The sequence below is a fragment of the Enterococcus sp. AZ191 genome (assembly GCF_051713845.1).
GTDB lineage: Bacteria > Bacillota > Bacilli > Lactobacillales > Enterococcaceae > Enterococcus_B > Enterococcus_B durans.
Genome location: NZ_JBIOQS010000001.1, coordinates 626,650 through 649,000 on the forward strand (window position 1 = coordinate 626,650; position 22,351 = coordinate 649,000).

General features: G+C 35.9%; 16 protein-coding genes and 2 pseudogenes. 8 read left to right on the forward strand and 10 right to left on the reverse strand.

Features of this window, described 5'->3' with window-relative positions:
• The first annotated feature begins 2 nt into the window (after positions 1-2).
• A complete protein-coding gene (locus IGI47_RS03070) occupies positions 3-1,811 on the forward strand; it encodes an ABC transporter permease (RefSeq protein ID WP_311930822.1) in 1,809 nt (602 codons plus the stop codon).
• Positions 1,812-1,880: 69 nt separating this feature from the next.
• Here the strand turns inward: IGI47_RS03070 and IGI47_RS03075 are convergent, their stop codons facing one another.
• The 3 genes from IGI47_RS03075 to IGI47_RS03085 all read right to left on the reverse strand — a co-directional run bounded on the left by IGI47_RS03075 (position 1,881) and on the right by IGI47_RS03085 (position 6,053).
• Positions 1,881-4,019 (reverse strand): glucosaminidase domain-containing protein, encoded by a 2,139-nt coding sequence (locus tag IGI47_RS03075; protein ID WP_438783296.1) that lies wholly within the window; start codon positions 4,017-4,019, stop codon positions 1,881-1,883.
• A gap of 325 nt (positions 4,020-4,344) precedes the next feature.
• Positions 4,345-5,364, reverse strand: a complete 1,020-nt coding sequence (gene rbsR, locus IGI47_RS03080; protein ID WP_311930820.1) for a ribose utilization transcriptional repressor RbsR — start codon at positions 5,362-5,364, stop codon at positions 4,345-4,347.
• A gap of 83 nt (positions 5,365-5,447) precedes the next feature.
• Complete coding sequence (locus IGI47_RS03085; protein ID WP_311930819.1) at positions 5,448-6,053, reverse strand: isochorismatase family protein; 606 nt, start codon at positions 6,051-6,053, stop codon at positions 5,448-5,450.
• A gap of 166 nt (positions 6,054-6,219) precedes the next feature.
• Between IGI47_RS03085 and IGI47_RS03090 the strand changes: the two genes are divergently transcribed.
• The 3 genes from IGI47_RS03090 to treC all read left to right on the forward strand — a co-directional run bounded on the left by IGI47_RS03090 (position 6,220) and on the right by treC (position 11,552).
• The gene (locus IGI47_RS03090; RefSeq protein ID WP_438783297.1) at positions 6,220-6,921 is read left to right on the forward strand and encodes an ABC transporter ATP-binding protein; all 702 of its coding nucleotides are present in this window, start codon (positions 6,220-6,222) and stop codon (positions 6,919-6,921) included.
• A gap of 10 nt (positions 6,922-6,931) precedes the next feature.
• On the forward strand, positions 6,932-9,643 hold the full coding sequence (locus IGI47_RS03095; RefSeq protein WP_438783298.1) for an FtsX-like permease family protein: 2,712 nt from the start codon (positions 6,932-6,934) through the stop codon (positions 9,641-9,643).
• A 280-nt stretch (positions 9,644-9,923) separates the two neighbouring features.
• Positions 9,924-11,552, forward strand: a complete 1,629-nt coding sequence (gene treC, locus IGI47_RS03100; protein WP_438783299.1) for an alpha,alpha-phosphotrehalase — start codon at positions 9,924-9,926, stop codon at positions 11,550-11,552.
• Between the two features lie 125 nt (positions 11,553-11,677).
• Here treC and IGI47_RS03105 read toward each other — a convergent pair.
• From IGI47_RS03105 to IGI47_RS03115, 3 genes and pseudogenes are all read right to left on the reverse strand, one after another.
• Positions 11,678-11,809: pseudogene (locus IGI47_RS03105) on the reverse strand (DUF3788 family protein); the annotation flags it as partial.
• Between the two features lie 6 nt (positions 11,810-11,815).
• Positions 11,816-12,001, reverse strand: coding sequence for a hypothetical protein (locus tag IGI47_RS03110; RefSeq protein ID WP_438783301.1), 186 nt, complete (start codon positions 11,999-12,001; stop codon positions 11,816-11,818).
• Positions 12,002-12,044: 43 nt separating this feature from the next.
• Positions 12,045-12,872 carry a hypothetical protein gene (locus IGI47_RS03115; RefSeq protein WP_438783302.1) on the reverse strand — a complete coding sequence of 276 codons (828 nt, stop codon included), beginning with the start codon at positions 12,870-12,872 and terminating at the stop codon, positions 12,045-12,047.
• 403 nt (positions 12,873-13,275) lie between these two features.
• Between IGI47_RS03115 and IGI47_RS03120 the strand changes: the two genes are divergently transcribed.
• Positions 13,276-14,184 (forward strand): helix-turn-helix domain-containing protein, encoded by a 909-nt coding sequence (locus tag IGI47_RS03120; RefSeq protein WP_438783303.1) that lies wholly within the window; start codon positions 13,276-13,278, stop codon positions 14,182-14,184.
• Between the two features lie 775 nt (positions 14,185-14,959).
• On the opposite strand, the gene IGI47_RS03125 is transcribed toward IGI47_RS03120, so the two are convergent.
• Positions 14,960-16,147 carry an AI-2E family transporter gene (locus IGI47_RS03125; RefSeq protein WP_438783304.1) on the reverse strand — a complete coding sequence of 396 codons (1,188 nt, stop codon included), beginning with the start codon at positions 16,145-16,147 and terminating at the stop codon, positions 14,960-14,962.
• A 283-nt stretch (positions 16,148-16,430) separates the two neighbouring features.
• On the opposite strand from IGI47_RS03125, the pseudogene IGI47_RS03130 reads away from it, so the two are divergent.
• A pseudogene (locus IGI47_RS03130) lies at positions 16,431-17,942 on the forward strand (zinc ABC transporter substrate-binding protein AdcA).
• 174 nt (positions 17,943-18,116) lie between these two features.
• Here the strand turns inward: IGI47_RS03130 and IGI47_RS03135 are convergent.
• From IGI47_RS03135 to IGI47_RS03145, 3 genes are all read right to left on the reverse strand, one after another.
• Entirely contained in the window at positions 18,117-18,845 is a 729-nt protein-coding gene (locus IGI47_RS03135) for a LytR/AlgR family response regulator transcription factor (RefSeq protein ID WP_104661944.1), read from the reverse strand.
• Positions 18,846-18,857: 12 nt separating this feature from the next.
• A complete protein-coding gene (locus IGI47_RS03140; RefSeq protein ID WP_311930811.1) occupies positions 18,858-20,135 on the reverse strand; it encodes a GHKL domain-containing protein in 1,278 nt (425 codons plus the stop codon).
• A gap of 140 nt (positions 20,136-20,275) precedes the next feature.
• Positions 20,276-20,878 carry an accessory gene regulator B family protein gene (locus IGI47_RS03145; RefSeq protein ID WP_438783305.1) on the reverse strand — a complete coding sequence of 201 codons (603 nt, stop codon included), beginning with the start codon at positions 20,876-20,878 and terminating at the stop codon, positions 20,276-20,278.
• Positions 20,879-21,136: 258 nt separating this feature from the next.
• On the opposite strand from IGI47_RS03145, the gene IGI47_RS03150 reads away from it, so the two are divergent.
• On the forward strand, positions 21,137-21,343 hold the full coding sequence (locus tag IGI47_RS03150) for a hypothetical protein (protein WP_104661946.1): 207 nt from the start codon (positions 21,137-21,139) through the stop codon (positions 21,341-21,343).
• A 231-nt stretch (positions 21,344-21,574) separates the two neighbouring features.
• Positions 21,575-22,276, forward strand: a complete 702-nt coding sequence (locus IGI47_RS03155; RefSeq protein WP_311930809.1) for a deoxynucleoside kinase — start codon at positions 21,575-21,577, stop codon at positions 22,274-22,276.
• The last annotated feature ends 75 nt before the right edge of the window (positions 22,277-22,351 follow it).

Sequence of the window (22,351 nt, forward strand, 5' to 3'; positions counted from 1 at the left end):
AAATGCTTTGGAAACTATCACTTACTGGAATCAAAAGTCGATTAAGGGATTACATTGTCTTGTTTTCAGGTTTGGTTATGGCATCTGCCATCTTTTATATGTTTGAATCGATGGCAAGTAATAAAGATTTTTTAACACATAATTCATCCTTGTCGATGACAGTGATTATCTTTCAGATAGGGTCTGTTTTATTGGGGATCATCACATTTGTCTACATTCTTTACGCAAATTCATTTTTGATGACGATGCGGCAAAAAGATTACGCGATGTTCATGATGTTGGGTGCAAAAGGAAGAAAAATTGCGCAAATGATCTTTTCGGAAACATTTATCGTTGGGATAGTGGCTACAGTAGTTGGTTCTGTCTTGGGCGTAGGGCTTACTAGTATCGTTCAAAAATTACTAGTCGATCAATTAAATGTTACGATCACCCATTTTTCACCTTTGAATCTAAAAGGATTGATTATCACATTCATCTTTTTTGCAATCTTGTTTTTACTTGCAGCATTTGTCAATGCATTCTCAATTGTAAAAAAACCGATCTTGACACTGATACGTGCAGATCAAACACCAACTAGAATGAAACAACATAAGTTTTTATTTTTACTAGAAGTTATTTTAGGAATTGTTTTCTTAGGTATTGGTTATTATATGATGGCAAATGTACTAGAATACCAGTTAATGGCTATTGTCGTAGCTTTAGTAACAATTGTTCTAGGAACTTATTTCATTTTCCATTCGGTTATTATTTTCTTCTTGTCGTTATTGAAGAAAACAGAAAGTATTTCAATGCGTAAATTGAATAATTTTACGTTGTCACAATTAAGTTTTAGAATTCGTGAGTATACTCAAATGTTGTCGATGGTAGCGATGCTGTTAGCTTTAGCTTTGGGTGCGTTGACTGTTGGATTAGGATTTAAGAATGAGATCATGACATTCACAAATAAGGTTTCTGCTTATGATGTCATTTTGAATAATGCACAAAAAGTAGATCAACAAAAAGTTTCTGATTTACAGTTGAAGGTCAATGCGACGTATGCTCAAAAAGAAGATGCACAATATGTGTATTACAATTATAGTGACTTTGAAAAAACACCTTTGAAATATATTTCAAATAATGGGAATTCGATCAATGACTCAAAAATTGCAGAAGTAAGTGCAAAAGATCTAGCGGAGCAGTTGCCGATGCAAGATGAATTGCGTTCGTATGAATTACCGGAACAAAAAGGTAAAGAAATCAAAGTAGTGCAGTCAACGGAATTTGAACAATTGAATCTTCCTCAAACGACACTGCAACTGGTTCAAGTGAAAGATTTTGTTGCTGATCTAGATCAAATTGAAACATTGGTAAAAGAAAACAGCGAGAACAATCCAACGTTGCAAACTAATGATGGAAGCTTCAATCAAAAATTCACCATGTATCAACTGTTCAACGGTATGTATTCTGGTTTTGAATTTATGGGCTTCTTCCTAGGTATCGCCTTCTTGACGATGTTGGCAAGTTGCTTGATGTTCAAGATCCTTTCAGGAAGTAAAAGTGACATCAGCAGATATGAAATGTTGGAAAAAATCGGTGCTAAACGTAATCTATTGAAACAGTCCATCCGACGAGAAATTGGCGTGCTTTTCCTAGCACCAGGTATCTTAGGTGCAATACACGTTATTTTCGGTTTAGAGATGTTTACAGTATTGATGAGTGATCCGTATCATGATATCTGGATTCCATTTTTGATTTTCTTTGTTTTATACTTTGTTTATTACGTCTTGACTACATGGCTATACACAAGTATCGTTTTGAAAAGAGAAAAATAAATGAAAGAAGAACCTACAGTATGCGGGTCGACTTTGTAGTCGGTTCGCATATTGTAGGTTCTTTTTAGCTTATTTGAATTTGCTTTGGATCCATAGTAAGTTATCGATCGTTAAGATGCTTAGTAATGGAACGGTATCTGCTTTGACCTGGACCACTGGAGTTTGAGGGATTTCTCTAGCGGATAGTCGTTGGAGTACTTCAAAGATCGTCAATACTTTAGTTGTAGAAAAATAGTCAGGTTTTTTAGCTGTACGTTTGAAGTTTGAAACATCTAAGTTTGTCAGTGACATTTCATTTTTATTCCATGAAACTGGCACAACGAATGACTCTTTTTTAGTAGATGTTTCAACAACTGATTTTTCTTCTTTCTTAGGCTCATCATATTTTGTCAGATCATATGCTTTGATGATCGCATTCAATTTATTTGCATATTGTTTATCTGTCGCATAGCGGCCTTCTAGATATTTTGTTGCTTCTTTATAGGTTTTTGCTTCTGATTTCCATGTGGGTTTATAAAAATCTTTGTTATGAGATAATCCATTTTTGATTAATTTTGCATAATCTTCTAGACTTTCTTTATAAGAAGGATATTGGCGGAAAGATGCTCGGATTTGGTAGTTTGAACCCGATTGGTCTTGTTCTAGTGTATTGAATGAAACACTTTTTCCTTGATAATCCCCTTTGATACCAAACAGATTATAGTTTGGTTCACTGGATAATAAGCTGTTGCCTGAGCCACTTTCTAGAATTGCTTGAGCCATCATAACGGAAGCGTAGATGCCGTTTTTTTGTCCGATTTCTTGAGCACTATCGGCAATTTTTTTCAAAAATTGATCAGTAGTTTGATTTTTTGAAAAGTTGAAATCTCCAAGGCCATCTAAAATAGATGAATTGGCTAGAGAACCATTTACAATTGGTAAACCTGCAATATTCACACGGACAGCGAAATCAGGTGCATAATCAGCGATCGAAGTGATCCGTACTTTATCGCCTGGTTGAGGTGCATGGATGTATAAGCCATTTCCAAGATAGATACCGACGTGATGTGTAACACCAGAAGAAGGTCCCCAGAATACTAAATCTCCAGGCTGTGCTTGGTCCACAGGGATTTGCGTACCGGCATATTGTTGTTCACCAGTCCAGCCACCAATATAGTGACCTGTAGCTTGCATGTAAACATAATAAGCTAGACCGGAACAATCAAATGTGGATGGACCTTTTGCACCCCAAACATAGGGACTACCTAAATACTTATAAGCTTCTCTGACGATTGCCTGTTGGACAGCAGTCGTGTTGGCTGGTAAAAGAGATTCGATCGGTGTTTTGACAACAAAATCAGAAGAATTAGTTCCCGGATTTTCGATGCCTGATTGATCTGTTGAACCAGAAGTCTGTTGGTTGTTAGACTGACTATTAGAGCCACCGCTATTGTTTGCGGAAACAACTGAGTCATTGTTTGTAGCAGTCGAAGGTTTTGACTGATTGTTCGAATTTCCATTTGGTTTGCTAGAATTACCAGGATTTCCATTATTGCCACTGTTTTGGTTTGTTGATCCACCAGTATTCGAACCATTAGAAGATCCAGTTGAGCCTCTGTTTGATCCAGTTGATCCGCCATTCGATGTTTCTGTAGTTGATTCAAATTTAGCAGAAAGTGTCATATTGATGACGCCAATAGTAAAGGTATGTTGCTGATAGTCAACTTCTTGCGCACCGTTCACTTCGAAAGAGACTAATTTTTCATCTTTTGAAGGGGAGATTTCATAGGCAATCTTAGTGCCCTCTTTCAATCCTCTAACGACTCCAGATGAATCGATCGTCAATTCTTTTTCTTCTGTAGTGTCTGTAGCGACGGTACTTAATTTGATTTTTCCTAATAGTGTCGGATCGATCGTAACTGTACGCGTAGCTGTTTCTTCTGTTGAACCATCTGGTGATTCTGATGAATCAGTAGTAGACGATTCGGTTGTAGAAGAACTAGTAGACGATTCAGTCATCGAAGAACTTGTTGTGGCTGTTCCATTAGAAGATGAATCAGCTAGATCTGAACTGGTAAGAGTGGAAGAGTTTGTCGTTTTTTGAGCGACGATTGGGCTTTCAGTTGTCTGTGTTGATTGTTCATCTGCAAAAACAGACTGTGTCGACAAAATAGTTGGAGCAATCAGCCATGATGTGGCGAGTAGGCGTATTGCTTTATTTTTGTTCATAATCAAATACTCCTTTTCTTTTAAACGTTTAGTAGCGTAGTCTTTTATTTTTCATAACAGCAGTGAATTTGTACTTTCAGTAAATTGACTCTGCGTTTGTCATTCGATAAAAGCACTGAGTTGTTACTCTCAACGCTTTGATATTCAGTATAAGGCACTACCATTTATTTGGTGGGGGAACAAATGGGGGGAAATGGCCATGCTAATTAAATTGTACCAAAGGTAGAGCAATTCTACAAAATATTTGTAAAAATAACGATCGTAAAACGTAAAAAACTTGTCAAAACATGAAATTTGTCGCACATGTTTTGGCAAGTTCCTCTTGTTATGTTTTTTTTAATGGAGCAGTCGAAGCTCTTTTTTCTAATTTTACAGGTAATAGTTCTTCTTCCCATTCCTTAGTGGGCGATTGGATCCGTGACAATAATAATTTAGCAGAAGCTTTGCCCAACTCAACGATTGGTTGGGCGATAGTGGTGAGTTTAGGTTTAACATATTCACACATGTCGATGTTATCATAGCCGATGATACTGTAATCATTAGGAATTGATTTACCTTTCTCCTCCAGTCCGCGATAAAGACCAAAAGCTAATTCATCATTCAATGCGAAAATTGCAGTTGTCGCAGATTCAACGATGCTTGGTACAGCTTGATACCCACCTTGCTTGGAGAACAGTGTGGGCAATAGCAGTAACTGATCGTGAGAATGTTGGTAGAAGTCTAATGCGTGTTTGAATCCTTCAATTCGTAGCTGGATATTTTCTGGTGGATTCTCAGGGTAAACAAGCGCAATATTTTCATGGCCTAGCGATAATAAATGAACACCTGCAAGATATCCACCACGAAAATCATCTGTTCGGACAGAGTCACTGAATCCATGTGATTTTTTTTGATCGAGCACGATGTAAGGACGTCCATGCTTTTTTAAATTTTCATTGATTGCTGATGTCGAGATGGCAGAAGTGGCAATGATGAATCCATCTACTCCACGTCGTGTAAGTTCAGCTAGATACTCAATTTCTTTTTGATGATCAGAATCAGCATTGCATAGGATCGTCACGAAATGTTGCTGATACAAAACCTCTTCGATTCCTCGCATCAATATATTGAAAAAAGGGTTCGTGATGTCTGGAACGAGGACACCGATAGTTTTTGTTTCTTTTGTGATCATCTGGCGGGCAAGATAATCGGGCTGATACCCTAATTCCTTTTTTGAAGCAAAGACTTTTTCGACCGTTTTTGGACTAAATTTTGCTTCATTACCATTTAGAATCAATGAGACAGTAGCAATCGATACACCAGAGTGTTTCGCTACATCTTTGATCGTTATCTTTTTTTTCCCCATACTTACTACTCCTATCTAGCTATTAATGCTATTTTCCCATGAAAAATGAAAGAAGTAAATGGAAAGAATGCATAGTTGCATCATTATTCCTTCGCCTTTTCGATTGCTGAAATAACTTCTTTCGTAGAACGGATTCGGGCCGTTTTAGGGAAGATTTTTTCAAAAAAGACGTGATGTAACTCAAGATCTCTATCTGCACAAGCATCTTCGACCACGATGACATGATAGCCATGTTGAAATGCGTCTAACGCAGTTGCGTATACGCCATTAGACGTAGCAACACCAGACAAAATAATCGTGTCGATTTGACGGCGGCGAAGCTGGAGATCTAAAGAAGTACCAAAAAAAGCGCTAGGATTGTATTTGGTGATCGTCAATGTATTTGTTGTATTCTCTAAATAGGGAGCTAACAGCAAATCTGTAAATTCCTTTGAGATAACAGGGACTGCTGCTTGTTTAGCTAATTCGTTTTTAGTACTCAAATAGCGGAATTCAGTGATATCTACATTGACTAAGACATTTAACGCGTCAGTATTTTTCAAGTGTTGTGCCAATTCCACATTATTTGCTAAAACATTAGTGGCATCATTAGGGAACAATTGTCCTGAACCGAGAATCCCTTTTTGAAGATCAATCGCGACAAATGCGGTATGATCAAGTACAAGGTCAAGTGACTTTATTGTATTCATGGTTGTCCTTCTTTCAAAAATAGATTGTTTCCCTGTAAGTAAATCATATTTTGTTTATTTGTCAATGAATACTTGTTCCTGCCTTTAGTCTAGTAGCGTTCAATGGTAGAATAAAGAGAAGAAAACGTATACGAAAAAGAAATATCGTGAAGATAGGAGAATACGAATGGAGTATGTAGAAGTAAAAAACGAGTTTAAACGCTATAAAATGGGAGAAACAACGATCACAGCGAATGAAGATATTTCTTTCTCCATTAAAAAAGGTGAACTGGTGATTATTCTTGGACCAAGTGGTGCGGGAAAATCAACTGTTTTAAATATATTAGGCGGTATGGATCAACCAGATGAAGGAAAAATCATTATTGATGGGACAGATATTGCGCAGTTCAATGACAAACAATTGACAGCCTATCGAAGAACAGATGTTGGTTTTGTGTTTCAATTTTATAATCTTGTTCCTAACCTGACTGCCAAAGAAAATGTCGAACTTGCTACTGAAGTTTCACTGGATGCACTAGATCCAGAAGAAGTGTTGGGGCAAGTAGGGTTAGCCCATCGTTTGGAAAATTTCCCTTCACAATTATCTGGTGGTGAGCAGCAACGTGTTTCGATTGCACGGGCACTAGCCAAAAATCCAAAACTATTGTTGTGTGATGAACCAACAGGGGCGTTAGATTTCGAAACAGGAAAACAAGTGTTGAAACTATTGCAAAATGCCAGTAGAGAGCATGGAAATACAGTGTTGATCATCACACATAATTCTGCTTTAGCTCCAATCGCAGACCGAGTGATCCGCATCAATGATGCAAAGGTCCGCTCCGTTGAAATCAATGATACTCCTTCATCCATTGATGATCTTGTATGGTAAGGAGATAGTTATGAAAACAAAAACATATCTTAAAGAAAGCTTTAGAGAAATAAAGCAGTCAAAAGGACGATTTATTGCGATTGTATTGATCATTATGCTAGGAACGCTACTTTTCGTAGGAGTTAAAACAGCTGGTCCAGTCATGCAAAAAACGATGGATCACTATGTCGATCAGAAAAATTTGTCGGATCTACAAGTGATTTCCACAGCTGGATTGACTGAAGACGACTTGATGCAAGCCAAAAAAATCCCCCATGCGCAAGTTGAGACAGGCAAACAGATTTATTACGCAAATGCCCAAAAAAACGAAGTGGCACAAATTTTCTCGTATACGGATACAGCAAAACAAAATAAATTGAAGGCTGTTGAAGGGCGTCTACCTGAAAAACAAGGGGAAATAGTCTTAGACGAAAAAGCTAAAAATTCAGGCTATAAAATAGGGGATTCTTATACGATCGATTCCGAAGATCTGGTTCAAAAAGAATACAAAGTTGTGGGTTTTGTGCGTTCTCCCTTGTTTATCAATAATTTAGAACGTGGTTACGCAAATGTTGGTAACGGAAGAGTGGATTACTTTGCTTATCTGCCGGAATCAGACTTCAACACAACGATTGATTCCGTTATCTATCTTACGTTCACCAATGTCACAGATTTAGATACTTACAGCCAAGCCTATGAAGATCGAATGGCTAAAAATCAGGAAACTGTTGAAACAATCTTTCAGGACAGACCAACACAACGGCTGGATGAGCTCAAAAAACAAGCAACAGCAGACTTACAACCTGCGAAAAAAAAAATCAAGGATAGCCAAAGTCAATTGGATGCAGCAGTAAGCCAACTTAAGTCTGCAAAAACACAAATGACGCAACAAATGGTGGTAATCGAGCAACTGCCTGAAACACAGCGTGATACAGCTTTGAATGAGCTTTCTGAACAGCAAGCACAATTAGCACAACAAGAACAAATATTAGCAGAACAACAGCAAAAACTCACTAAATCAGAAGAGACGATCAAAGAAAACCAAGAGAAAATCAATACGTTAGAAAAGCCGACCTACCGTTATCAGGAACGATCTGAAAATGTTGGCTTTCAGGAATTTGGAGATCTAGCTGAACGTATTGCTGCTATTGCAAATGTCTTTCCAGTATTTTTCTTCTTTATTGCGGCATTGATCACTTTTACGACGATGACACGAATGGTCGAAGAAAATCGCAGAGAAATTGGTACGTTAAAAGCATTAGGCTATACAAAATTGGAGATTGCCAAAAAATATGCGATTTATGCCACACTTGCTTCTGGAATTGGCATATTTTTAGGAACGGTACTGGGAACCAATTTGTTGCCGAGAATCATCTTTGAACTGTCAAATGAGCAATATGATATTGGTTCAGCCGTTATCTTTTATGATTGGATGCCAATTATTCAAGCAGCAGTTGCTTTCTTTATTGCAGCGTTTGGCGCGGCGATGATTGTTTTATTTAAAGATCTACGAGAAAAGCCAGCTGCTCTTCTCCAACCCAAAGCACCAAAACCAGGAAAACGGATCTTGTTAGAATATATCAAGCCATTTTGGTCTCGACTTAGCTTTAATCAAAAAATCAGTTATCGCAATCTTTTTCGATATAAATCAAGAATGCTGATGGCGAGCATCGGAATTGCTGGCTGTGCGGGTTTGATGGTAGCCGGGGTAGGGCTGAAAGACTCATTAAGTTCGGTTTCCGAGAAACAATTCGGACCAATCACAGACTACCAAGCAATTGTCACGATCGACCAAAGCGCTGATAAAAGTGCAGATATAGCAAAACAAACATTAGAAGACGATCCTAAGTTCAAGGCGCTTCTCGCGGTCGACATGCAGACACTTGAGTTGCGGAAAAAAGGGCAAGCCTCGCAAAGCCTGACGATGATTGCACCAAAAGAGAAGAACCAGCTAGAAAACTTTATCCATCTACTAGGAACAGATGGACAAGCTCGAGAATTACCAAATGATGGTATCGCGATCACACAAAAAGCGGCGGAGTTGTTTGGTCTAGCTAAAGGTGATACTGTTTCTTTATACACAGAGGATCAAAAAGAGTTAAAAGTAAAAATCCGTGAAGTTTTACAGAATTATTTAGGGAATTTTGTTTATATGAGTGCGGATTATTACCACAAAGTATCGGGAAAATCTGCTGAAACAAATGCCTTTTTAGCTCAAACAGCTGCTATGACAAAAGACCAAGAGGATCATTTATCAGAAAAATTATTAGAAACGGGTAGCGTGACGAACACATCCTTTGTTTCAAAACAAATAGAAACACAGGAAGAATCTATGGCAAACTTAGATTCCGTTGTTTTGATCTTTGTCGTTTTATCTGGTTTATTAGCGTTTATTGTATTGTACAATTTAACGAACATCAACATCTCCGAGCGGGTACGTGAATTGTCTACGATCAAAGTACTAGGATTCTTCGATAAAGAAGTGACGATGTACATTGTTAGAGAAAACATTATTTTCACCTTGTTTGGTATTATTGGTGGATTTGGTATTGGGTATGTATTGACGGATTTCATTTTACGACAAGCCTCTATGGAAAATGTCATCTTTCCATTAGTGATTACTTGGAAAGCTTATGCACTTTCAAGTATTTTAACGATCTTGTTTACCGTAATCGTAATGATCGTGACTCACTTCAAGTTAAAACATATCAATATGATCGATGCACTAAAATCAAATGAATAGAAGGAAACAAACGAAATTGTAGAATGTTTCGTTCTAAAAGCCTGTGCAACTCGCAATCGTCGTTTATTTGTGAGTTGTGCCGGCTTATTTTTGGACCATTGTCTCTTTGAATAGTGAACGGTCTCAAAAAAGATATGCTCTTTCTTTTTGAGTGAGTAGTTGTCTAAAGGATTTGGAGAACTATTGAGCAAAAGTTTTACAAACGCTTCCTTTTTAGTTATAATGAATCTAACAACTTGTATATATAAGTTGATGATCAGTTGATTGGAGGCAAATCAATATGACATTCAAAGACAAAGTCATTTATCAAATTTATCCTAAATCCTATCGCGATAGCAATGGTGATGGGATTGGCGATCTAGCAGGCATCAAAGAAAAACTTCCTTATCTACATGAATTGGGAATTGATATGATCTGGTTGAACCCTATTTACCCAAGTCCGCAAAAAGATAATGGGTATGATATTTCCAATTATATCGCGATCGATCCTCTTTTTGGAACGATGGAGGAATTTGAATCATTAGTAGCTGAAGCTAAAAGTTATCAGATCGAAATCATGTTGGATATGGTATTGAATCATGTGTCGATTGAACATGAATGGTTTCAAAAAGCTTTAGCAGGTGATCCATTCTATCAAGATTTTTTTATTCTAAGAGATGAACCAACTGATTGGATATCTAAATTTGGTGGGAATGCTTGGGCTCCTTTTGGGGACACTGGCAAATACTACTTACATTTATATGACAAAACACAGGCAGACTTAAATTGGCGAAATGAAGCGGTCCAAGAAGAGTTATTCAAGGTCGTTCGTTTTTGGATGAGCAAAGGAGTCAAAGGCTTCCGTTTTGATGTTATCAATGTCATCGGAAAAGATGAAGTTTTGAAAAACAATTCAGAGAACCAAGGTAAACCAGAATACACGGATAAACCAATCACCCATACGTATCTTCAACGGTTGAACAAAGAAACATTTGGTCAAGACGCAGAGATCATCACTGTAGGCGAAATGAGTTCAACAACCGTTGAGAACTGCATTTTATATACAGAACCGAGTCGGAATGAACTTTCCATGGTTTTCAATTTTCATCATCTGAAAGTTGATTATGAAAATGGGGACAAGTGGACCACTCCGCCGTTTGATTTTGAAGAATTAAAACGATTGTTCCATACTTGGGGAGAAGAGATGAGTGCTGGGAATGGCTGGAATGCTTTATTTTTGAATAATCACGACCAACCGCGTGCACTGAACCGTTTTGTAGCAGTTGATGCCTACCGAAAACAAGGGGCAAAAATGCTAGCGACCATGATCCACTTAAATCGGGGAACGCCTTATATCTATATGGGTGAAGAAATCGGCATGATCGATCCTGACTTTGATTCGATTGCTGATTATGTGGATATCGAATGTTTAAATGCGTATCAGCTATTACTGGAAAAAGGCTTATCAGAAAAAGAAGCTTTCCGCCGGATCAAAGCCAAATCAAGAGATAATTCACGTACACCGATGCAGTGGACAGCCGATGAAAACGCCGGGTTTACATTGGGAAAACCATGGTTAAAGGTAGCAGAAAGCTATGGGGATATCAATGGTGAAAAAGAGCTTGCTTCTCCGCAATCTATTTTCAATTATTATCAAAAATTGATCCGATTGAGAAAGCAGTATCCAGTAATTGCCTTGGGAAGTTATCAGGCATACCAACCGGAACATCCACAAGTATATAGTTTTTTACGTCAATATGAAGAAAAGAAAGTAATCGTATTTACTAATTTCTACGGTAAAGAAACGACTATTTCATTACCAGAAGAATTTTTAGACTCCAAGATATTGATCGATAATTACGATGGAACAATCATTGAATGTGAGTTGAAATTGAAACCATATCAAGCCATTGCATTATTGAAAGAATAACTAGAAAAATACTCGAAATAGGTTACTCCAAAAAATAGTTCTTTATCAAGAAAGACGGATGAGTTGCGTAAGAAGTATAAATGAAGAGGCTAGGACAAAAGTAAGAAACACTTTTGTCTCATTCTTTAAAAACGAATAAACGGTGGGAGCAGAAGCAGCTCCTTCTTAAATAAGCCGAAATTCACAAAAATTTGAAAAGCAATTTTCGTGAATTTCGGCTTATTTCTCGGAGTTAAACACTTCTGTCCAGCCTCTTTTCAAAATCAACCTTTTTTTATTTTCATTATTAGTAGTCCTAAGCAAAAGATCACTAAAAAAAACAACGTGATCGGAGCCCAGATTGCAATATATCCGCCGTAAAATAATGGGACAGAAACTATTGCCAGACAGCTAAACATGATTTGCAATCTAAAGATAATAACGATTTCTTTAGCGAATTTACTCTCCATTTTTTTCACTCCAATAAAAATAAATTATCTTTATTATACGCTATTATGTTAATGCGAAGCAACCTACAATTCCCGCAATACTTGCTCCACCTACAGTTGCAAAGCCAGTCACACAACCACCACATAACGCGGCACTTACTGGATTTGTAGCAGTAGTAATACACATTGCTGCACATGCACCAACGATAAGACCTGCTGTAAAGCCACCTACACCTGCAACAGCCATTAAACACTTAGTGGTTTTGTCAAAATTAACCCGAGCTAAGGTATCTAGCCCAGATTTGACGACAGCATTACTTCGGTACATAATATTTGTTTGTTTACTTTCTAGTAAATTCCCATTGAAGTATTGGTCAATTTTGAAACAGTTTTTATCACCTTTACTGTACAAAGTTTCTCCATAAAGAAAAATGTCATCATTATCAAAATAAACTGTCATACTACTGATCACTGGACTATATTTTTCTCCTACGATAGGGATAGAGGCAACAGTAATTTCATTCCCTTCATCCATTACTTTGATAGCATGGACATTGTTAAAATCTAAAGAAGTATTTGGTGATTGTTTTTTGATTTCTCCATTCTTTAAAGCAGATTTTGCCATTTCTGAATAATGATCAACGACGGTCGTGTCCTCAATATCTGTAATTTTCTTACTCAATTGGTTTAATTCTTGTAGTTTATTCTGAAATTCTGGATCACTTATGGAATCAGAAAATGTTTCACCTAGTTTGAATGGTTCGGTTGTACTTAGAATTGAAGTTTTTTCTGTCACTGTTTCTGCAGCGTGAGCAGAAATAGCAGTTGGCGTAGCAATAGAAATTAAAAGTAGGCTGGCAAATGACAAGATTACAGATTTAAACTTTTTCATGGGAATTCCTTCTTTCATAATTATAATATGATAATCCAATTGAGGTACATAGATGAAATAAAAAATTGATTCATTCCATCAATATTCGAAACTGATTTAAAGAGATAAAAAATTATCTTATGCTATAATGAAACAAAAAAAATCTCATAGAGTGTAAAGAACGGTATTTCAAAATTGAATCTGAAGGTTATATAATTTGTGAGCTTTATTTAGGATCCTTTAGTACTTAGTTAGAGAGAATGAACTATGGCGATTCGACAACAACAACTTCCCAAGCTCCGTCTGGGAGAGGAACAGATATTAGTCTCCTTTCAAAATTGATAGCTTAAGTATAAAGTTGAATATAAAAATCTAGTGAAAATAATTATTTTTTGGGCATTTTGGAAAAAGGAGTGAAAATATTATGGAAGAAGTCAATGTAAAAATTGGGTTTTTAATAGAAAAATTGAGAAAAGAGCAAATGCTGACGCAGGTTCAATTAGCGAAAGAAATAATGTCAAAAAACACTTTATCATTTATTGAAACTGGACGGACAAAGATTTCTTTACCACAACTTTTGTTGCTATTAGATAAACTGAATATTACCTTCTTTGAATTTGTCGCTTTATTACCACCAGATGTGACGGAAAATAAGAAGAAAAAATATATAAGTGATCGTTTACATAAAGTATATTATAGTAAAGAAAAGGATTTTGAAGTTTTAATAAACGAGTTAGATTTTTATTGTTTGACCTCTGATGATATTTACTATAAATTATTTTATCATCAAGCACGACTATTGGCGGATATGGAAAAGAAAATTATTCTGACTTCAGCAGAACGTTCTGAAATAAAAGGATTATTTCAAAATTATCTTGGAAGGTGCGACGAATGGCATAGTGTACAATGGACTTTATTTATTAATTGTATGTACATTTTTGATAGTGAATTTATCTATCTCAATCTAAAAAAGGGGCTTCATAAACTAAATCCATCTAAATCGAAAAGAGCAGACAAATACTTCAAAGATTATTTTCAAGCATTATTATCGAATGGAATGTTTTTACTTTTAAAAAGGCAGAATATGAAATTGGCTAAAAACATGTTGTTCGAACTTAAAAATCAAAAACTTAGTTACCATGAGTTTTATCTCAAAGTAATGATTAATTTTTTTGAAGGGATAATTCAACATCTAGAAACAAATGTGAGAAGTGAATATATTGAATCAACATTTCAAATTTTCATGATTGCAAAAGAGTACCAGCAAGCTGATGCATTAAAAAACTTCTTACACAGAATGAACATATATGACTATGACTCTTTATCTAAATGATATTGATATGAGACCTTTATAACTTTTTTCAAAAGTATTATTCTTAATTCTGAAAGAGAATGCTAATAACGATTTGATAATATACATGACTAAAAAATTGGTAGAACCCTTTACTTCCTATCTGTATAGCAAGTGGTTTTGTGTTTCACTCGCTTTATGAGTTTAACTAGGTCTAAAGACAGTAATAATGAAATATGGGACTAATGAATTCAACTAACTGTAACAAGCTAATTTGTAGAGATCTTTATTATAAGACGTGTAGGAATAACTAGGAGAATGACTATACAAGTAATTGTCATTTCAATAATGTCTTCTAATTTTCGTGTACTTTTAAAGAAAGACCAGAATCAGTTGAAAAAAAGCTAGTATGATAGTTAAGTGGAATAAAATTTCTTACTAATATTCCTAACAATAAGAGATAAAATGGCCAGTTTGGTGTGATTTCTCTATGAAAAAGTGCTCAAGTTACTGCAATCCCATAGGTTAGAAACTGAACGATTTTAACAATAAAAAATCTTTTTGTCATTTTTCAAGGCGGGTTCCTCCTACCAAATTTTGGTCTATTAATCGTAACATTTTTTTGACAGAATCATTCTCTCGTAGTTTATTTTGTCGTGATTTAATCATACTAGAGAATGATATGTTTTTTAATACCTAAAATAAAAAATGGGGCTAAAGAATCAACTCTGATTCTTCAGACCCATAAATCATAGAGACAAAAATTTTACTTCTCTTTACTCAGTAGGATTATCTCATTTTTGTACCTAACTTATAGTTATTCTTTATCTAGGTAATCTTTCTCTGAAAAATCTGCTTTTTGGTAAACACCTTGATCACCGTAGAACTTGTTGTAGCGTTGCTTGAATTTCCTAAAAGTAAAGACGACAAGCAATTTGATCAGCGTGTAGATCGGAATACCAAAAATGACACCCATAAGTCCTAACAAATCACCCATGACTAGTAGAACGATCAGGATCGTAATCGGATGGATCTGTAAACGATTGCCCATCACACGTGGAACGACTAGATCGCCATGGAGTAGTTGCACGATAAACCAGACAAGGATAAATTTTATCGCCATAAACGTTGAATCCTGAAAGGCAATAAATAGACCAGGGAAGAAGGCGATAAAAGGACCGATATAAGGAATAATACATAGGATACCTGCAGCAATCGCTAATATACTTGCGAATTCTAAACCAATCAATAAAAAAGTCACCCAATAGACAGCACCTAAAATGAAGGAAGCAATGATTTGTCCTTTCAAAAATGCACCAAGTTGCTGATTGGCGATTTTTGTCAATGTTTGAAAATCCGTACGGAATTTCGGTGGAACGATTCCTAAGACTGATTGATAAAATTTATGAGGATCTTTCAATAGGAAAAAGGCAATGATCGGGCCAGTAAATAATGTAATAAAAGTAGTGGTGACTGCTGAAAAGATGTTCCCTAAACTCTTAGCCCCGCTTTCCCAATAATCTCCAATGAAGGAGGTGAAATTTGAAGTAAGATCATCAATAGATGAAAAAAATTGATTGAATGCATCTGAAAATGGTGTTTGCGCCAAAAATTGTTTTAGTGTCTGCTGAAAATCAGTGAATAAGTCCGGGAAACTCGCAATCAGTGTTTTAGCTTGCTGCTGCAGAAATGGGATCAGCCAGATGCTTCCCAGCCCGATCAGCATCAAAATAACGATATAAACAATAATCACTGATAGATTTCTGGATAGTTTTTTATTCAAACGTTTGATTAAAGGATCTAATAAATAATATAGAATTAAAGCAAATAAAACGGGTGGTAAGGCAGTAGCAAAAATCACAATAAATGGTTTAAAAACAAAGCCGATCTTTTGGAAAAAATAAATGACTAAAGCCAACATGATCAATAAACCTAAAACATAGTAAGAAGTTTTTCCCCCTAAAAACCGTATGAACCGTGAATTTTCTTTGGATTTATTTTCCACTTTTTTTCTCCTTTCTAATAAGTCAGAACATCTCAAACAAGTAATTTCATAAAAATTTTACTAAAGTGAGGGATGATTTATTTCATTATAGTCGGAAGTAGGGCCAAAAAGAAAATGATAAAGGTTCGGATGTTTAAATCAACGATTAAATAACCAAAAAACACTTGACCTATGTTTTAGAGATATGCTAAATTTATTCTTGCTATTAAAACGTAATGATTACGATTTAACGGAGCTAATCGTAAAAGAACAAAGAAAGAAGATGAGAAGGAGTGTAACAAAGATGAGATGTTTGATTGGTTTGTTAAGTGGGGTATTATTAGTTGGTCTCCTTGCTAGTTGTGGAAGTAACCAAGAATCTGGGAAAAAAGAAGAGCTGCAAGTGTTGACAACCTTTTACCCAGTGTATGAGTTCACTAAAGAAATCGTTGGGGAAGAAGGAAATGTGGAATTATTGATCCCCGCAGGAACAGATACACATGATTATGAACCATCCGCTAAGGACATGACTAAAATCCAAAATGCAGATGTATTTGTCTATAATGATGAAAATATGGAAACATGGGTTCCAGCAATTCAAGAAACCTTGCAGGAAGGAAAGGTATTGTCGATCAAAGCAACAGAAGGAATGCTTTTATTGGCAGGTAGTGAAGACGGACATGATCATAACCATGAAGGGGAGGGGCATACCCACGAATTAGACCCTCATGTTTAGTTGGCGCCAAGTTTAGCAGTGAAACAGGTTCAGACGATACGAAATCAATTGATAAAACAATACCCAGAAAAAGAGGAAGTTTTTACAAGTAATGCGGAGAACTATCTAACAAAACTACAAAAACTACACCAAAAATATCAAAATGCCTTGGGTCAAGCAAAACAAAAATCGTTTGTTACACAACATGCAGCGTTCAACTATTTAGCATTGGAGTATGGGCTAAAGCAAGTGGCAGTTACGGGCTTATCTTCAAGTGAAGAACCTTCTGCTTCTCGAATAGCAGAATTAAAGGAATTCGTAACGGAACATGGGATCAGCACTATCTATTTCGAAGAAAATACGAAAGGTAATATTGCTAAAACACTAGCGAATGAAGCAGGAGTTTCTTTAGAGGTACTTAATCCGTTGGAAGGGTTGACGAAGGAACAAATGGCACAGGGAGAAAACTATCTTTCTATCATGGAGAAAAATCTGAGAGCGTTACAAAAAACGACTGAAACAGAGAACCCCCTTGAAGATAGATGGGAACAGGAAGAAAAGACCATATACAATGGCTACTTTGAAGATTCAGCGGTCAAAGATCGTACGTTATTGGACTGGAACGGTGCATGGCAGACAGTAGAACCTTATCTTGAAAATGGAACTCTAGATCCAGTTTTTGAATACAAGGCAAAAGTGAATCCAAAAAAGACGGCGAAAGAGTATAAAGAATACTATAAAGTTGGCTATCGCACAGATGTCGCAAAGATAACGATCAAGGGGAACGAGTTGACATTTACATTTAAAAGTGGCGAAGTGAAAAAAGCAGAATACAATTACAGTGGCAAAAAAGTGTTGGATTATCAGGCAGGTAACCGAGGTGTACGCTATCTATTTGAGGTGAAAGAACCACAAAATAGTGCGTATCGCTATATTCAATTCAGTGATCATTCAATTGAACCAAGTGATTCAGAACATTTCCATATTTATTTAGGGAATGAGAGTCAAGAGAAGTTGTTAGAAGAAATGGAGAATTGGCCGACTTTTTATCCAGCGCAAATGAATGGTCAGGAAATTGCACAAGAAATGATGTTACATTAAAGTATGAGATAGTGCATTAAAAAATAAGAGCGCGGGACGAAAAGCCGAAATTCACAAAAATTTGAAAAGCAATTTTCGTTCATTTCTTCTTATTTCTCGGAGTTAAACACTTCTGTCCCAGCCTCTTATTTTGTTTTTTCTAAGTTGCAATAATGAAAGGAGATGATTATAAAGTTAAGAAATCAGTTTTTTTAGACCACGAACAGAAGCGGGGATCACTTCACCATTAGCTAAAGTGATTTCACGGGTCTTCTTATTGATCGTCCGAACATTTTGTGTATTGATCACATAAGACTTATGACAGCGAATAAAATTCTGATTCATTTTTTCGATTTCTTTGATTTTATCGTAAAATTGCATTTGCGCATGTGTTAAATGGACTTCTAATTTATGCGGTGTACCGGGTGACGTCGAAAAATATTGAATATCTTTGATTGGTAAAAACTTTATTTCATCGTTGAATTCAATTTTAAAAATATCTTTTTGAAGAGGTGTAGTTTGGACATCCTCGAAAATCTTGCTCAAAATCCGTTCGACGTTTTCTTTTAGGTCAAAGACATCTTCTTTGATAATATAATCAGTTGGTTCGATATTGCTTTTCAGGATAGTCATCGAAAGATCCGTGTGGGAAGTCACATAGATGATTTTCCCTAATGGATCGAGATCCCGTATATGTTTGCCGATCATGATACCGTCTAGCTCACTATCTTTTAATTCAATGTCTAAAAAATAAATGCCAAAAGATGAGGTGCGAACTCTAGCAGCTTGAAGAAGTTCCATTGGATCGGAAGTAGCTACATGGACATAACTATCCAAATTTTCAATCATGATTCGATTTTTGATTACAGCAGAGATTACTTCTAGTTGCTTCATGTCATCTTCGCAAATATAAATGGGAATCATAAATTTACTCCTTTATTTCATTTGTATATAAATCGTTTGAGAAAAACGTTGGTTTTCAATCGAAGTTTCCAAAAAGATATAAGGATTTAGCTTGGTCAATTCATCAAGGATGAATAATCCCAACCCTTCATTTTTTGGATTGCTTTTAGTTGAAAAGCCTTGTTGTTTCAGTTTGTTCAGGGGAAGAGTATTCAAAGTAGTATTTATTACACGGATAATCACTGAGTTATTCTTTTTAAGTACGATCAATTCTATTTTTTTCTTTTTAGTAATCGAAGCACCTTCAATAGCATTATCTAATATAATCCCTAACATACGAACAAGGTTGGCCGTATGTTTTTTATCAAGCTTGATTTCATCAGGAAATACAAGTTGAACAGACAAGCCTTTTTCTTGCGCCATCATAAGCTTCAAAGAAAGCAAACTTCTTATATCCCGATTCTTCATATTGTCTAAAAGACTGAGATTAGCTGGGAAAAGTTGCATCATTTGCCGAGTAGGTAAGATATTTTGATCATAATACTTTCGTAATCCGTCAAGATCCCCATCCTCAAGATAGCTATTCATCGAAAAAAGTAAGTTCTGATAGTCATGCTTAAATTCCCGTAAATCTTGGTAGTTCTTTTCAAGATCTTTGATATAGTCTTGTTGAAGTTGGATCCGTTGTTCTAATAGTTGGTCTGCCATTTTTTTATTTGAAATTTTCCAATAGTAGACAAGGATGATTACACCAAAACAAAGATAAAATATAAAGAAACTGGTATTTAAAGCTAAGACTTCAGGAGTTTCGCCAGAAAAACGGGTGTAAAAGATAATGATATAGTATGTAAATAATATCAATGTACCAATTATGCCAATCATTCGACGATCTAATCCATAGAATCTCTCTAAAGCTTTCTTAAAGCCAAATGCTAGTAAGGCTGACAAAACAGCAGATACGACAATATGAAAGTATTGTAAAGAATCTCCAGGTTCAATCACCGCTGATTCCAAAACAAAAAAATCACTGATGCTAGCCAAATGATCTCCTAAAAGTGATGTCAGCAGTCCCCAAGGAAGTGCATAAATCAACCGTTGCGGTGAAGACGTAAAGAAGAAAAATGTAAGCATCAGCATTCCAATAGCAAATAAGGCAGTAAAAATCCCTAAAGTTGGATAAATAAAACCTAGTAAGAAACAAGATAGCAGGATGACTCCTGTAAAAAAGATTTTATTTTTAATTTGGTGTTCAATGAGTAATATACAAATCGTATAAATCAAGTATTGCAACGCTATGGACCATAAAAACATAAAGTACCGCTCCCATTGAGTTTTTCCAAATTATAGCATAACTAGTTAATTATTTTTTTAATTTTTCAGGGATTTTAAATTCTGAGCTCATACCGAAGCAGCAGCCAGATACAAAAAAGTCAGATAAGTTGGTAAGTTGTTTAATGATTGTTTTTTTCATAAAAAATTCCTCCAAGATTCATTAGATAGTTTGTAATTGGAAGCAACGTAGCTATTTCTAAAACAATCCCGAGAAGCAAGTAAGTGGAAAAGTAAGAATTAGCGAAAAATAAGATCAGAAGTGTGAATACAACAAACATAAAAATTGCTTTTTTCAATAAAGGTGGGTGTTTTTCTGGTTCAATGGGATTAATAGCTGTACCTCTTGATCCATAGCGAAGCAATAATAAAAAGCAGCTGACTAATAAAAAGACCATCCATGGGAAGGAGACAGTCAAGTTAAAATGTTTCATCAGAAGTGGAACGCCCCACAAATAAAGCAAAGTCCAAAGTAGGCAGACAAATTCAGAATCAGAGTGAAGTCCATATGCATATCTACGAATACAGATATAGGAAAGAAAAGTTATTCCTGTTTCGCTCCATGAGCCAGTCGCTAAAGCAAAGACTAGCACAACTGCTAATTTTCCTAGGTTGTTCATCAGCACCTCAAGAGCAAACTTAACTTGGATATAAACCATATCTTCTTCTGTTTTTTCACCACTGAATAATGTCTCCAATAATTTGTTCACAACTTTATTTTTCATCTAACGTACCTCCGACTAACATTCTATGTCAAAAAGGGTCAAAATAGAGTTTTGATTCATAAAAGGTTGTTTTGGTGTCAAAATCGTAAAAATAATACTCCCTTTTTTGAATGAATGGACAGTCCACTTTTTCACAGAGAGACCAAAAAATGAACAGTTTTGACATGAAAAGAACCGTTTAGGAGTTTATTGTGTTATTTCTTCAATTTTGTGGTAAATATTTAATAGCCTTTAGAAAAGGTTTGGGAGGGATTTTTTATGGAAAATGAACAATTATTTGAAGTTGGAGAGACATACGCATTTAAATCCGATTTATTTGGTGCGCCTGTTAAAGGAGAAATTGAGAAGGTTTACGAAAATAGTGTAATGATTCGTGTAATCAATTGTGCGATGGAAGATAACGATACTGCGCACAATCTTCAATGGCAACTGGTGGTTCGGAAATCAAGTGCTGTGACAGAATGAAAAATAAATCAATAATGGAAGAATAGACTGATATTCGTGAGCAAATAAAACGAATATCAGTCTATTTTTGTTGTTAAAGATTTAACAGTGATACTTTTATTTCTCTGATCAGCGTAGTAGAATGAAAACGTATCGAACATACATAACGTTTGGGTCATGTGAATAGATGTAAAATAAGAATAAGTTTTGGCCATGGTCGATAACTCAAAAAAAGAGAGGTGGCAAACAAACATGATTATAGTAGCTGGTACGATCGGTGCAGGAAAGAGTACACTCACAGAAATGCTTGCGCGCAACTTAGAAACGAAACCATTCTATGAAAATGTAGAGGATAATGAGGTACTGCCACTTTTTTATTCAAATCCAGATAAGTATGCTTTTCTATTGCAAATTTTCTTTCTAAATAAACGATTCATGGCAATCAAAGATGCGTTCAGCCATGATGATAATGTGTTAGATCGTTCAATCTACGAAGATAGCCTACTGTTCCATTTAAATGCAGATCTAGGCAGAGTCTCTCAAGAGGAAGTCACGCAATATCAAGGATTGCTCGAAACAATGCTCAAAGAATTAGAAGCTGTTGCCCCACCAAAAAAGCCGGATCTGTTAGTCTATATCCGTGTTTCCTTCGAAACGATGTTAGCACGTATCAAAAAAAGAGGACGAATCTACGAACAACTAGAACAAGACCCTGAGTTATATGCGTATTATCAAGAGTTGAATCGCCGTTATGAAGAATGGTATGAAAGTTTTGATATCTGTCCAAAAATGGTGATCGATGGGGATAAATATGATTTTGTCGAAGACCCATCCGCAGGGGAAGAAATCGTTCGTTTGATTGATCAGCACACAAAAAAAATAGAAGAAAGAGCATTAGAAATGCCCGCTCGTTACACAACAGATCGTGAAAAGGTGAAAGGAATCTTTTCATAAGAAAAATATGAGGTGAGGCTGGGACAGAAGTGTTTAACTCCGAGAAATAAGCCGGAATTCACGAAAATTGCTTTT

Coding starts and splice junctions, on each gene's coding strand:
- IGI47_RS03150 (WP_104661946.1), top strand. CDS start 21,137: ATGGAAAATGAACAATTATTTGAAGTTGGAGAGACATACGCATTTAAA.
- IGI47_RS03085 (WP_311930819.1), bottom strand. CDS start 6,053: ATGAATACAATAAAGTCACTTGACCTTGTACTTGATCATACCGCATTT.
- IGI47_RS03155 (WP_311930809.1), top strand. CDS start 21,575: ATGATTATAGTAGCTGGTACGATCGGTGCAGGAAAGAGTACACTCACA.
- IGI47_RS03110 (WP_438783301.1), bottom strand. CDS start 12,001: ATGGAGAGTAAATTCGCTAAAGAAATCGTTATTATCTTTAGATTGCAA.
- IGI47_RS03135 (WP_104661944.1), bottom strand. CDS start 18,845: ATGATTCCCATTTATATTTGCGAAGATGACATGAAGCAACTAGAAGTA.
- IGI47_RS03075 (WP_438783296.1), bottom strand. CDS start 4,019: ATGAACAAAAATAAAGCAATACGCCTACTCGCCACATCATGGCTGATT.
- IGI47_RS03115 (WP_438783302.1), bottom strand. CDS start 12,872: ATGAAAAAGTTTAAATCTGTAATCTTGTCATTTGCCAGCCTACTTTTA.
- IGI47_RS03140 (WP_311930811.1), bottom strand. CDS start 20,135: ATGTTTTTATGGTCCATAGCGTTGCAATACTTGATTTATACGATTTGT.
- treC (WP_438783299.1), top strand. CDS start 9,924: ATGACATTCAAAGACAAAGTCATTTATCAAATTTATCCTAAATCCTAT.
- IGI47_RS03095 (WP_438783298.1), top strand. CDS start 6,932: ATGAAAACAAAAACATATCTTAAAGAAAGCTTTAGAGAAATAAAGCAG.
- IGI47_RS03090 (WP_438783297.1), top strand. CDS start 6,220: ATGGAGTATGTAGAAGTAAAAAACGAGTTTAAACGCTATAAAATGGGA.
- IGI47_RS03070 (WP_311930822.1), top strand. CDS start 3: ATGCTTTGGAAACTATCACTTACTGGAATCAAAAGTCGATTAAGGGAT.
- IGI47_RS03120 (WP_438783303.1), top strand. CDS start 13,276: ATGGAAGAAGTCAATGTAAAAATTGGGTTTTTAATAGAAAAATTGAGA.
- IGI47_RS03145 (WP_438783305.1), bottom strand. CDS start 20,878: ATGAAAAATAAAGTTGTGAACAAATTATTGGAGACATTATTCAGTGGT.
- rbsR (WP_311930820.1), bottom strand. CDS start 5,364: ATGGGGAAAAAAAAGATAACGATCAAAGATGTAGCGAAACACTCTGGT.